This is a genomic window from Calothrix sp. CCY 0018 (genome assembly GCF_963920925.1).
GTDB lineage: Bacteria > Cyanobacteriota > Cyanobacteriia > Cyanobacteriales > Nostocaceae > Rivularia.
In genome coordinates this window covers 90,007-103,483 of record NZ_CAWUDI010000033.1, presented here as the reverse complement: position 1 = coordinate 103,483, position 13,477 = coordinate 90,007, and the positions used below count along the sequence as shown (strand labels likewise).

Below are 13,477 nucleotides of genomic sequence, written 5' to 3'. Positions count from 1 at the left end.
AAAGAAATGCACACAACTTCCCACTTGATTTGGCTGCTGGTGAAACTGCTCCTGTAGCAATCAGCGCTCCCGCAATCAACGGTTAAAATTTAATATTGATATTGTAGAGATGTAACATTTTACATCTCCACAAAATATAAAAAACGCCTTCCGAGCAATCGGGAGGCGTTTTTTATTGGTTTATTTTTCTGGATCTTCAGTACTTACTATGCTAAAAACACTCGCATAAACATTGTAAATGTTGCCATGTAATAGATTTAGACTTTTTAACTAACATTTTTACCTTTTTTACAGTTTTGAGCTTCAAACCCAGGTTAAAAAACAATATTTTAGTTTTTAACTAATAATTTGGCATACTAGGTACTGAAGAACCATTTTTCTTCTGATTAAAATACAAGTAGTTAGCTTTTGACACGGAATTAGTTTACAAGAGTGTAGTATTTAAAGATTCCGAATTAAATTAGCTGAGTATACGTTCAAAATTTTAATTTTAACTTTACTGTTAACATCACAATATAACTAAATAAAAAAAATAATCATGGTCGTAATTCCGAATTATCAATATATAACACCCCAGGAATATCTAGACTGGGAAGAACAACAACCGCTTAAATACGAATATATTAACGGTGAAGTTTTCGCTATGACAGGGGGAACTGTCAATCATGGAACTATTGGTGCTAATTGTTTTCATCAATTAAAAACTCACCTTCGAGGGGGTTCATGTCGTCCGTTTGTCTTCGATGTAAAACTAGGTGTATCAGAAAATGGCCCCTTCCACTATCCCGACGTGATGGTAAGTTGTGACGAAAGGGATAAACTCGCCACAAAAGTTATTCATCATCCTTGTTTAATTGTAGAAGTTCTTTCACCCAGTACCGAAGGAATTGATAGAGGAAAAAAATTTCAAAACTATCGACAAATATCAACTTTAAAAGAATATGTTTTAATTAGCGCAGAACAAATAATGGTGGAATGTTTCCGACTCAATGATAAAGGTTTGTGGGAACTTCAAACCTATAATCAAGGTGATGAAATTGATTTTACAAGCGTTGATTTTAAATTTTCCATCCAATTACTTTATGAGGATGTGGTATTTGAAAATTCAGAAGAATAAAGGTTAAAAACTTCTAGCTCCTAACTCCTAATTCCTAACTCCCATTCCCAATTTCCAGTAAAATAACGACCATATGACTTAAATTTACGGGAAATAATAATGGCACAGGCTCAAATTGGGGTTATCGGCGGCAGTGGTTTATACAAGATGGATGCGCTCAAGGATATTCAAGAAGTTCAAGTAAAAACACCATTTGGTAAACCTTCCGATGCTTTAATTGTTGGTAAATTAGAAGGTACATCAGTTGCTTTTTTACCCAGACATAACCGCAATCATACGCTTTTACCTTCGGAATTACCCTTCCGCGCTAATATCTACGCGATGAAGCAGTTGGGTGTGGAGTATATTATTTCAGCTTCTGCGGTGGGTTCATTGAAGGAAGAAGTTAAACCGCTTGATATGGTGGTACCAAACCAATTTATTGACAGAACAAAAAATCGAGTTTCTACGTTTTTCGGTGAAGGAATAATTGCTCACATTGCTTTTGGCGACCCAATTTGCAATAATTTAGCTGAGATTTTAGCAAGTGCGATCGCCTCTCTGAATCTTCCAGATGTTACTTTACATCGCGGCGGTACTTATGTATGTATGGAAGGGCCAGCTTTTTCTACAAAAGCGGAATCTCACCTCTACCGCAGTTGGGATGCAACCGTTATCGGCATGACTAATTTAACAGAAGCTAAGTTAGCAAGAGAAGCGGAGATTGCTTATACAACTTTGGCTTTAGCAACAGATTATGATTGCTGGCATCCCGACCATGATAGTGTAACTGTAGAAATGGTAGTTGGTAATTTACAAAAAAATGCCGTTAACGCCCAAAAGGTAATTCAAGAAACAGTAAAACGTGTAAGTCAAAATCCACCCGAAAGCGATGCACATTCGGCTTTGAAATATGCAATTTTGACACCTTTAGATAAAGCACCAGCTAAAACAAAGGAAAAATTAAAGCTGTTGTTGCAGAAGTATTTGTAAAAAGAGGGAATAGGTAATTGGTAATGGAGAGAGTGGGAAGAGGGGGTAGAATTTTCAACTCATAACTCCTAATTCCTAACTGCCAATGCCCGATGCCCAATTACCAATTACCAATTCCCATTTGTTTGCTTTAATACATTTGCTATGAATTTTTAAGCAATCAAACTACTTGAAATACGAAGTTAAAACTTGCCCAATGATTAACATTCCATACCCAATCAGCAGGTGGATTTTGTGTTTCATCTTTTTGAATGCTGGCTTGATTCAAGTCTTGTAAAAGCGCTTGTGCAACTTCAAAAGGATTTAACAACGGTGAAATGCGGTGAGTTTCTTTTGAAGAATGTTTGCCTTCTTCTAAAGCAATCAAGGTTTTAGTGAAAGGTGAGGTGCTAAAAATCATCTGGGTTTCACACCAAAAATCTGGCCCTGACATTACCCATTCAAAACCAGCAGTAGTTTTTGGTATTACTAACGATTCTCCGGGAGGAATAACTACTTGTTCAAGTTCGGGTTTGCTGGAATTTTCTTCAGAGTCTTGATCTTTATACCAGGGATAAAGAGCGATGGGATTCTTATGATTATTTAATCCCAGCAACATTAGATACAGCTGTCTATCTCCAGTATTTTCTACCCGGTAGCGTATTTTACTGCCTGTAGATACTGTAGAAATTCCTGGGGAAGATACACTATCTGCTTTCTGGCTAGATGTTTCCAACAAGAATGTTAGTCTTGTTTGACGCTGCATTAAAGTAAGCGGCAATTTCTTATCGATCGCTTCTAAAGTTACTTTGACACTCAAACCGGAAGAAGCTTCGTTTTGCGTCAGCTTCCATAATTTAGCAGCTAAAAGAGTTTTGAGTTTAGGAGCTAACCGATTAACTGCCACTTTTAATGCTTCTCCTTCTTCTCCCAAAGTTTCGGGAATTAAATCACCTCCCAAAGTAAATAAGCCATAGCGACTTGAAGACGACATAGCCATTGCATTATTTACTTTTGCGTCGGGAGCTTCGGTTTCTGGTAGCTTCGCAAATAAATAATCGGCTGGTTGCTCTCCAGCAATTACGCTACCTACGCGCTCAATAGAAGCAAAAGCACTTGTCGCGTCAACTCGTTCGATTCTTTCTAAACTAACGTCATCAAGGGCAATTTTTAATTTAATATCTTTGGGTAAAACTCGTACTGTCTCCCTAACAAGCTGCCCAACTTCGGGAGTTATTTGTTGCTTTGATTGGTTGAATGTAGCTTTTGCTTTCAAACCATTGCGACTGCGTAACACCAAGGGTGTAGTTGAAGGTGATGCTGCCGAATAAAAGGTAAATCGCGAATTGACTCCATAATATTCCAGCACTTGCGGCGGTATTCCTCCCAACCACAAATGAACGGTTTTACCATCATCTTCTATATCTGTTACACTTCCTTGCGCTCCTGCAATCAGCTTTGATTGTACGTTAGCAGCAATCAAACCGAAGCTTTGATTGTTATTTTCAAGTAAAACTGGTTCTTGTTTACTACCCAAAGACAGCATGGTACTTCCGACACGAGATAAACTTATTTGAATCGTTTTCGCAGTCGTTGTTTCCCAAAGATATTGCGTCAAAGCGTAGGTAAATAACCCAGCACTAAAATCAGAAAATACAATTTCCTTAGCCAAATCTTTTGAGTTCGAGTTAGATGCAAGCAACACGCTTAACTTATCGGCAGCAGTTTTCTTTGTTAGCTGCTTTTGAAACTCTACTTCTTCAGCTAAAAATAATCCTTCTGAAGGAGCTTTCCAACAACGATATCTTAATCCCGTAGGTTGGGAAATGCTGGGTTTGTAATAACTAGTGTCTAATATTGCCGTTGCCCGCTCGGTAGCTAACGACTGCATCATCAGCAATAAAGTGTCTTCTAATAAATAGTTAGCAATTGTCTCTGAATTTTCTATAACTTGGTTTCCATCGACGGGAATCAAAGCATTTTCCATCCCGCCAAGTAGACTTTTCGTTTTAATCCGATTACCATAACCGCTGAAATGAAAGACAACCACGTCACCGGGTTTTGCCTGGTTAACAAGATGCTCAACAAAGGCATTTTCAATACCTTGTCTGGTAGCTTGCTTGTTTGTCAAAGATAAAATATCTGACGGTTGGAAACCAAAGCGATGAATCAAAAGTTCCCTTTGCAGTTCCACATCCGTCAGACAGCCTTTAAGTACGGGAATCTTTGGGTATTGATTAATACCTACCAATAACGCTAACTTGCGTGGAGTAGTATCGGCTAGCGCCTGTTGTAGACTGCTAGCCTTCGTCCACCACTCGGACTCGGTAACTCCCAATACCGCCAAAATAGACCCAATTCGTTGTAAAAAGATTCGCCGCTTCATAAGTTCACCCCTCAACCCTCAATTCATTAGCTATCAGATTAAAGGGCTGAATTCGATTATGTAAAGCTATAGCTTATACGGTTTTTCAAGCAAAATATGTATTATGCCCGAATTAAGCTTTAATAGGAACTCGCATGGCACGCACTAACTCTGCTGCTACCTCCGGACGAGAAAATTCTGCTGGGGGTGATTCTCCCCGACGTAACATTTCTCGTACCTTGGTTCCAGAAAGGTGAATGCGTTCTTCTTTCTTGCTAGGACTTGTTTTTGCAGTCGCCATCTGCTTAGTGCGAGTGCAGTAAAAAGCGTGTTCAAACTTCATCGGGATAATGCCCAATTCACCCGGTTCAAACTCATCAAAGATGTGCTGTGCGTCGTAAGTACCGTAGTAGTCACCCACACCAGCATGATCTCGTCCAACAATAAAGTGAGTACAGCCATAGTTCTTACGAACCAAAGCATGAAAAATTGCCTCGCGAGGGCCAGCATAACGCATTGCAGCCGGATTGATAGCCAAAATAACTCTATCATCTGGATAATAGTTTTCTAATAAAATTTCGTAACAACGCATCCGCACGTCGGCAGGAATGTCATCTGATTTTGTTGCTCCTACCAAAGGATGTAAAAACAAACCATCAACAGTTTCTAAAGCGCATTTTTGAATATATTCGTGGGCGCGGTGGATGGGATTGCGAGTTTGAAAACCAACAACTGTTTTCCAACCTTTTTCCCTAAACATCTTTCTTGATTCGGCTGGATCGATTTGGTATTTAGGAAATAGTGCATTTTCCTTACGTTCCAATAACCACACATCACCAGCTATATTTACAGAGCCTTGATTGTAAACCACCTGTACGCCGGGATGCTTATCCTCCGAAGTACGATAAACATTGATTGCTTCTTGTTTTTTATCGTAATTATATTTTTCAGTGAATTCTAATACCCCAATAAATTCACCGTTTTGATTATCCAAACGAATTAAATCGCCTTTCTTAAAAGAATTTGCGACTTCTTCTGTCACCGAAAGCGTAATTGGAATCGCCCAGGCAACTCCATTCGCCAACCGCATTTCCGCAACAACCCGTTTATAGTCCGACTCATTCATAAAACCAGTCAACGGACTAAAACCACCGATCGCAATCATTTCCAAATCGGAAACAGCCCGTTCGTCAAGTTCTACTCTGGGTAAACTATCAGCTTTTGACAAAAATTCTTGTTTTTGTTCGGGTGAAGCGATGCGATTTATCAACTTTCCGCCGTGTGCGGCAATAGCATCGAGATTATTACTCAACGTATCTCCTTTATATCCTTAACTGCAACTTTTTCTCGCTATGAATAATTTACCAAGAAACGGGTATATCTACGCGCTTTTTGGGAAAAGGCATGGGGAGATGGGGTAGTTAGGAGTTAGGAGTAGTGGGAGCATCTTGCTCCTTGATAGTTATAACTGGTAATTGATAACTGTTCATTGTTCATTGTTCACTGTTCACTGTTCCCTGTCGTCGATATCGCATCATTTTGCGTACTTTTTTGCGAGACATTCCAAGTTCGGCACCGATTGCGGCTTCTACGAAGGGTATATCTGTAGTTTTTAAAAACATTTTAGATTCTGTATATGTTCTACTTAACTTTTTTATTTTTACTATGGAAATACCTTTTTTAGGATAAATTTCTACTTTTATTGATGCTATTCCATACTGGTATTCTGGCTGGCTTGCTTGCAATTTAACAGCATCATTATTGTACGAACTTAAAGTTTTCTGGGTTAACCATCCCCCAACAAACCAAAAACTTAACGCTAAAAGTGGTAACGGTAGCCAGAATTCTATTCCTAATGATTTCAGAAATTTTAGCCATTGAGGAGAAAGTTTTTTCATAGCAGTTATCAGTTATCAGTTAACAGTGAGCAGTTATCAATTACCAATTACCAGTTACTAGCTTTTTGCTGAAGCATTTCAACCTAATACTTGCACTTCATAACTGTTCGCTGTTCACTGTTAACTGTTAACTGATAACTGTAATTATGGTAATTCTACTTGTAGAAGATGATGCGAGACAGTTGGAGCCTTTGCACGCGGCTTTGTCGGCAGTGGGACATATTGTTGATGCTGTTGAAGATGGCGATACGGCACAGTGGCTGATTACTCAGAAAGAATATGACTTATTAATTTTAGATTGGATGTTACCAAATGTAACAGGTGTCGCATTATGCCATCAGTATAGACGAGCGGGAAAAACCTCTCCCGTATTAATGCTGACTGCTAAAGATACTACTGACGATAAAGTTACTGGTTTAGATGCCGGTGCCGATGACTACTTAGTAAAACCAGTTGACGTGATGGAATTGTTAGCTAGAGTAAGAGCATTAGGAAGGCGATCGCCACTTTGGCAAGGTGATATTCTCAAGCTGGAAGATTTAGAATTACATCTAAATACTTTGACTTTAACGCGAGGAGAAGCAAAAACTAAATTATCAACTCGCGAATTCCAATTAATGGAATATTTAATGCGTCATCCCAATCAAGTTTTATCACGCGAACAAATTGAAGATACCCTTTGGGAATGGGGAACTCAACCAGAAAGTAACGCTGTCACTACTTTGGTACGAAGAGTAAGACAACGTTTAGAATCAGTCGGTGCAAAGGATTGCTTGGAAACAATATACGGTATGGGTTATCGATTAAATGCACCGAAGTGAGGGGATGGGGAGATGGGGTAGAGGGGGTAGAGGGGGTAGAGGGGGAGAGGGGGGAGAAGGGGGGATGGGGAGATGGGAAGACAAGGGGACAAGGGGACAAGGGGACAAGGGGACAAGGGGACAAGGGGACAAGGAGAGGGGGTAGAGGGGGTAGAGGGGGAGATGGGGAGACTAGAAAATAATCTAAAATCCAAAATCCAAAATCCAAAATCCAAAATTCATAACTGGTAACTGATAACTGATAACTGATAACTGATAACTGATAACTGATAACTGATAACTGATGCTAACTCGTAGTCGTCGCCGTTTGGCTTATTTATTCACTCTCGCTATGGGTGGGATTTTAGTTACTTTCGCTTTTGTAGTTTATTACTTTTTGGTTAGAGAAAGGCTGCGGGGTTTTGACCTAACTTTAAAAAATGAAACTCAAAGTTATGTTTCTGAATTTAAGTATCCTTTAGAAAAAGGAGAAGGACAATATCGAGTCGAGTTTGGAGGTACACCGCTTACATCTTCTTCGGATATGCTGAAGGGATTTGAATTTGCTTGCTGGTATAATACCAATAAAAGTCCTTTAAAAATTAACGATAATATTTGTCCTGCACAAGATTTAGTTAAACCAGGCTTTCAAACCATTCAATTTAATGGGTATCCCGCTAATTATCAACAACCACTGTTCCGTCAAATAACCTCTTCAATTCAAAATGGTAACAATAAAATTGGCTACATAATTGTTGCTAAATCCTTGGAACCAGTTCAAGAAAAACTAGCAAATTTACGATTTTATTTATCTATGGGAGTACCGACTACTTTAGGTATAGTCGGAATCGTTGGTTGGTTTTTAGGTGGAGTGGCAATGAAGCCGACAAAGCGCTCTTACGAACAGTTACAGCGGTTTACTGCCGATGCTTCTCACGAATTACGTGCGCCGGTTGCGGCAATTTTAAGTAATGCTCAAGTTGGTTTGCTGGCTCCTGTTGATAATAGCGAACTACCTCGTCAACGCTTGGAAAACATTGTTGATATTTCCAAATCAATGAGCGCTCTAATCGGTAATTTATTGTTTTTAGCTAGACATGAAGGACGTTTAAATACTAAAGATTTACGAAGTGTTGAAATTATTGGTTTACTAAAAAATTTATCCGATGAATATCAATTAATTGCAAAAGAAAAAGAATTAAATATTATTGCCGAAGTTCCATCTCAAGAAATAACATTATTAGCCGACCAAGATTTATTACAGCAAGCAATTAAAAACTTATTAGATAACGCTTGTAAATATACTCCAGAAGGCGGTACGGTAAAGCTGAAAGCGTTTTCTCAAATGAGACGAATTTCGATTCAAATAATTGATAGCGGAATTGGTATCCCTGCTGAGGATTTACCCAATATTTTCGAGCGTTTTTATCGTGTAGATAGCTCGCGAACTCGTTCATCTGGTGGTTTTGGTTTGGGGTTGGCGATCGCTCAACAAATAGTTAAAGCTCATGGCGGGGAAATTACTGTAGATAGTATTGTTGGTGAAGGTACGACTTTTCAAGTTTGTTTGCCGTTGAGGAAGGTAAGCAATCAAACATAATTAATTACACAATGTCCGAAGCCGAGTGGAACAAAGTTAAACGAAGCATATGTCCTATCGGACACGCCCTCGCCGCACGCAATACCTACGGGACGCTTCGCTAGCCGCGTGTTCAGCTTGCTGACTCGTTAGAGTAACGCGCTTCGCAAGGGCTGGGATTGCTATCTCCCTATGTCAATGAAAAAGCAGAAGACGAAAAGTAACAGGCCTGCATAAAAATATCAAATTTTACTAATCTATAAGATTAAGAAGCTTTGAAGGTTTGTGAGACCAACCAGAGAATTGTAAATCTTCATAAGAAAGACGAGCAAGACCATTTGCCCATTGAAGAGGAGCAGGAAGCCGACTAGGTTGGTAAGAGAGAGTCGCAGAATGACACAGAGTCGTAAGCAGCAAAGCTAAATTTCCCAAGCTGTAGTCTTGAGGATTAATTAGCGCGCGAAATTTAACTGGCGTTGTAAGTACATTACGTTGCGGTGAAACACAGGGATACAAAGCAGCAAAGCTAGATCCTTCAGGTAAAATCGTTGTTCCCGGTTCAGGCTCAAAAGGGGTACAGTGAATTAGTGGGGAACCAGATTTGGAGTACTCAATTAAAGTAAAATCATAACCAGACAAAGATTCTCGATAAAAATCTAATGATTCATGATGCGGTCTAAGCCCGTCACGAATGAGATACAGATGCCGTCGCTTATCCAAAGATTCAGCTTTAGAAGCAATCCATAACAAACCCTCCCGAAGAATTTTTAGAGAAAGAGTCTCATCCTCGTTCTTCACTGCTCGCCAATAAGCCTGTAACGTACCATCTGGGCTAGTTAGCGTCATCACGACAATTTTGCCTTTGCTAAATCCGCCTCTGCCCAAATCTAACCCAACGAACCAACTTCGGTAGAAATTTGGAAAATTATTAGGTTTTGTAATAAAGATACTTCCATTTGCCTTTGCAAGAATAGCGATGGCAAGCCCATGTCTTGTATAACGAGGGTCGGATTCAGTAGAACAAAGTTGAAAAGCTGCTTTCTGTGAATTAAGGTATTTTAACCAATTAATAGACTCAGCAGGAGGGCGATCGCCTTTTTTGCCCTCAAGTGGTACTAACACAATTGGTTGTCCACGTGAAGTATCCGACAAGAAGGATTCAATTCCATCTCCATTCTTAATATCTTCAAGATTAGCTGAACATTGCCAATCATCAAGAACATTAACTATTTCCCGCCCAATTTGCAGCGCTTTATAAGCATTTACACTAGCCGAAAGTACACCAAGCTTCACGGAACCTGGAACAATAGCTTTATTTGATCTCACAGCACTAAGCAAATTTTTAGACAATCCTGAATTCTGTACAATTTCATCTAATGATTTAAAACAGTTACCAAAGTGATAAACTACATTCCTAGCTTGATTAACCACTTTATAATCTTTGTACAGTTCAAGTTTTTTCCCAACGAGAGATTGATTAATAAATTCAATTAGTGTTTGAATACCAGCAATCATAGGCTGATGTCGTAGAACTTCAGGGTATTTACCTTTAGAAAAAAGTTCATCAGTCGCATATGGAGTTGGAAATTTTGATCCTTGCTCAAATACTAATCTAGTAAGAGCTATGCCAATAAGAGTTTCGTCTTTATTCAGCCCGAAAGAAACTCTTTGAAGCTCGTAGCCATTGCGACAGGTCAAATTGGAACCTGGAACAATTATTTCCCGTTCAAATGGATTCCAAACTCGTAATGATGTATTACGAATATCATAGCGATAGGGGCAGCTATCTCTTTCAAGACTCCGCTCAAGCACTTTTCTCCACTCATCAGGTTTTGAGCTTCCGGGTAATCGGTAACATTCCCAAATGGGATTATGTTTAATCATTCTCTCCCTCCTCTTCCATCACAACCTTTGGCCAAACCAATGCAAGATTCATTAAGTAAAGAATTGATCGGCTCCATTCTTCCCACTGATCAAAATCTGGATGTCCGAAACAATTTCGATGTTCATTTAATGAAAAAAGAATTGAGATAGGTCTGTCTGCTGGATTATTATCATCACGATAAATTAAATTTTCATCTCTTGCTTTAACAATAAGAGTATAGAATTTTGTATGAGGGCTTTCATCTTCGACAAGCTTTCCTAATTGTTTTTTCAAAAACTCATGAGTTTTTATGACAAAACCCGATGGTTCTCTTAAAGGTTTATATTTATTTACCCATTTATGAAATTTATGCCCTTTAGCCATACGGCAAGCAATCAGTATAAGTGTTCTTTCAAGTAGTTCAATCTCTTTCTGCTTAGTTAAATCTAAATACTCAGGAAGGATTTCAACTATCTTAGGTTTAGCAGCTTGTTGAGTAGACGATTCAAACTGAACGAGAGCCTTCTTCGTCTCTTCTTGAGTTCCGCGCATCTCTTCAATTACACGGCTTTGGTTTACTGCTACATCTTTAAGAGATCCAAGCATTTCTCGAATTTGTTCGAGTTCGTCATACATCTTTTCCTGACTTTCGCCAATATCTTCAATGGCGCGAGTATCATCAAGAAGCTGATAGTCATCATCATTATCTAGCTCTTCAATAAGCGGTTTTATTCCGGGAGGTCGCTTTGTTTTTGGTTGTCGAATGTCGAAGCTATCAGCATCCTTCCGAAACTCTTCAACTAAGGCTTCGTAGGTTGGTAGATTTTTGGGGTAAACCCACGCTTTCCGATCTCCGTCCCATTGTCTACCAACAATTTTCTTTGCGCGATCTCGGTTTCCCGGATGAATACGAACTAGAAAATGCGTATCATCTTCAAAAACTTCAATCTGACCCAGCTTTCCAGGGTTTAAACTTAAGGGCATGCTCATACTAAGAACAATAATATTTGATAAAGGCTTGCCTATAGAATTCCCAAATTCATGAAGATTTTTATAGTCAAGTTTAAATTTCTTAACCTTGCATAAAAGCTTTTAATCTGAACTTGCCTCGGAGCCTGTAAACAAGAGTGATAAACCTTCAAATCAAAACTTTTGCTGCGTCTTTCGGTTTTGCTCATGATTTGAGTCAAGCTAAGATTCACTAGAACTGTTAACTCAGCACTAATCCCAGCAGACATTTCTCCTTGTAACCCTAAACTTGTATCCAAGGAAAAAGAACCACCAACTGTATGTTCGGCGCTGTTTGAGGTTATAAGCTTCTTGCAGACGATAATAGCTAGCGGGGAATATCAGATGCGCTGAAGCGCTACTACGAACTAATTTCCAACCTGACATATTCTTGTCATATTTGCCTGTCATATTAAAGCTATCGGGTAAAGAAACAAGTTAGCACCCAACAGCAATATAAACGGATATCTAACTTTTCTCTGAAACCACACACACACTTGCTTCTGGTTACTAGGAATATATTCCTAGTAACTGGATTTTTTTAAACTCTGCTTTTATTAAATTCTGTATTTAATCCCGAAAAATAATAATCTGACTTACAAACATCTCGGTAAAAATTCAAAATCCAACTGACATATTCCTGTCATATTTACCTGTCAAACTAAGATTAACAACAAAAATTTCTAATTAATCTCTTAAACAACTAACTACTATCTACTAACTACTATGAGTAACAAAGTATCCTTTCCAAAATCACTAGCTTATTTATCTGTATTCTTTGCGGGTGCTGCTTTTACTTTACCCGTCACCCAATTATTGCCAACTGAAGCTTTACAAAAACAAGAGCAACAAATCGCTCAGTTACCGGGAACTACCAGCCAAGCTGTTCCTAGCAACTTTATCGCTACTGCGGTAGAAAAAACAGGTCCTGCTGTTGTCCGAATCGATTCTACTCGCACTTCTACTAGAGGAACACGTACAAGGGAGTCTAGTGGAGTAGGTTCTGGATTTATCATTGATTCCAACGGTACCATCCTTACCAACGCTCATGTAGTCAAAGGTTCTTCTAAAGTGCGAGTGACTTTAGGTGATGGGCGCAATTTAATGGGTGAAGTTGTTGGTTTAGACGATTTAACCGATGTTGCTGTAGTCAAGGTTTCCGCGAATAACTTACCCAAAGTAGAAATAGGTAATTCCGAAAATCTTAAACCAGGTGAATGGGCGATCGCCATCGGTAATCCTTTGGGATTGGACAACACTGTAACTGCTGGAATCATCAGCGGTACGGGGCGTTCAAGTGGAGTCATCGGTGCTGCTGACAAACGAGTTCGCTTTATCCAAACCGACGCAGCAATTAACCCCGGTAATTCTGGCGGTCCTTTATTAAACCAACGCGGTGAAGTTATCGGTATAAATACTGCTATCATCGGACGCGCTCAAGGTTTAGGATTTGCAATTCCTATTAATCAAGCCCAGCAGATTGCCACTCAATTGGTTGCTGGTGAAAAAGTCGCACATCCTTACTTAGGAGTTCGCATGACGACATTAACTTCAGATTTGAAAGAAGACTTAAGTCGCGAACTTGGTTTAACCTTAGCTGCTGACAAAGGTATTGTAATTGTAGACGTTGCTCGTAATTCTCCCGCAGCCAGAGCAGGTTTACGCCCTGGAGATGTAATTCAGCAAATTGATGGTCAATCAGTAAAAACCGCAGATGACGTTCAGTTAGCAGTAGAAAAAACCACAGTCGGCGGTAACGTTCAAGTAGCAGTCAATCGCGGTGGTAAAAACGTAAATATCCGCGTTCAACCAGGACAATTTCCTGTTTCTCAAGGCTAATTTCAATTTTGGATTGAGTAATTAAAAATTGTAGGGTGTGTGACGCTTTTAGATAT

At 39.3% G+C, this 13,477-nt stretch carries 10 protein-coding genes and 1 pseudogene; 6 read left to right on the top strand and 5 right to left on the bottom strand.

The window, feature by feature from the left end:
- The 3 genes and pseudogenes from ACM03V_RS22770 to ACM03V_RS22760 all read left to right on the top strand — a co-directional run.
- Positions 1–86: pseudogene (locus ACM03V_RS22770) on the top strand (photosystem II protein D1); the annotation flags it as partial.
- A 452-nt stretch (positions 87–538) separates the two neighbouring features.
- Complete coding sequence (locus ACM03V_RS22765) at positions 539–1,117, top strand: Uma2 family endonuclease (RefSeq protein WP_414623076.1); 579 nt, start codon at positions 539–541, stop codon at positions 1,115–1,117.
- Positions 1,118–1,216: 99 nt separating this feature from the next.
- Positions 1,217–2,089, top strand: a complete 873-nt coding sequence (locus ACM03V_RS22760) for an S-methyl-5'-thioadenosine phosphorylase (RefSeq protein WP_414623075.1) — start codon at positions 1,217–1,219, stop codon at positions 2,087–2,089.
- A 160-nt stretch (positions 2,090–2,249) separates the two neighbouring features.
- Here the strand turns inward: ACM03V_RS22760 and ACM03V_RS22755 are convergent, their stop codons facing one another.
- The 3 genes from ACM03V_RS22755 to ACM03V_RS22745 all read right to left on the bottom strand — a co-directional run bounded on the left by ACM03V_RS22755 (position 2,250) and on the right by ACM03V_RS22745 (position 6,331).
- Positions 2,250–4,454 carry a caspase family protein gene (locus ACM03V_RS22755; protein ID WP_414623074.1) on the bottom strand — a complete coding sequence of 735 codons (2,205 nt, stop codon included), beginning with the start codon at positions 4,452–4,454 and terminating at the stop codon, positions 2,250–2,252.
- 112 nt (positions 4,455–4,566) lie between these two features.
- On the bottom strand, positions 4,567–5,745 hold the full coding sequence (gene sat / locus ACM03V_RS22750) for a sulfate adenylyltransferase (protein ID WP_414623073.1): 1,179 nt from the start codon (positions 5,743–5,745) through the stop codon (positions 4,567–4,569).
- A gap of 181 nt (positions 5,746–5,926) precedes the next feature.
- Positions 5,927–6,331: a hypothetical protein gene (locus ACM03V_RS22745; protein WP_414623072.1), complete on the bottom strand. Its 405-nt coding sequence runs from the start codon at positions 6,329–6,331 to the stop codon at positions 5,927–5,929.
- Between the two features lie 146 nt (positions 6,332–6,477).
- Here ACM03V_RS22745 and rppA point away from each other — a divergent pair, with 146 nt between their 5' ends.
- Positions 6,478–7,152: a two-component system response regulator RppA gene (rppA, locus tag ACM03V_RS22740; protein ID WP_414623071.1), complete on the top strand. Its 675-nt coding sequence runs from the start codon at positions 6,478–6,480 to the stop codon at positions 7,150–7,152.
- A gap of 283 nt (positions 7,153–7,435) precedes the next feature.
- Positions 7,436–8,731, top strand: a complete 1,296-nt coding sequence (locus tag ACM03V_RS22735; RefSeq protein ID WP_414623070.1) for a sensor histidine kinase — start codon at positions 7,436–7,438, stop codon at positions 8,729–8,731.
- Positions 8,732–8,962: 231 nt separating this feature from the next.
- Here ACM03V_RS22735 and ACM03V_RS22730 read toward each other — a convergent pair whose 3' ends face one another.
- Both ACM03V_RS22730 and ACM03V_RS22725 read right to left on the bottom strand, forming a co-directional pair.
- Positions 8,963–10,594 carry a hypothetical protein gene (locus ACM03V_RS22730; RefSeq protein WP_414623069.1) on the bottom strand — a complete coding sequence of 544 codons (1,632 nt, stop codon included), beginning with the start codon at positions 10,592–10,594 and terminating at the stop codon, positions 8,963–8,965.
- Positions 10,587–11,558: a hypothetical protein gene (locus ACM03V_RS22725; protein ID WP_414623068.1), complete on the bottom strand. Its 972-nt coding sequence runs from the start codon at positions 11,556–11,558 to the stop codon at positions 10,587–10,589. Before ACM03V_RS22725 ends, ACM03V_RS22730 begins: the two co-directional genes overlap by 8 nt.
- Before the next feature lie 750 nt (positions 11,559–12,308).
- Here ACM03V_RS22725 and ACM03V_RS22720 point away from each other — a divergent pair.
- Positions 12,309–13,421, top strand: a complete 1,113-nt coding sequence (locus ACM03V_RS22720) for a trypsin-like peptidase domain-containing protein (protein ID WP_414623067.1) — start codon at positions 12,309–12,311, stop codon at positions 13,419–13,421.
- Positions 13,422–13,477: the final 56 nt, after the last annotated feature.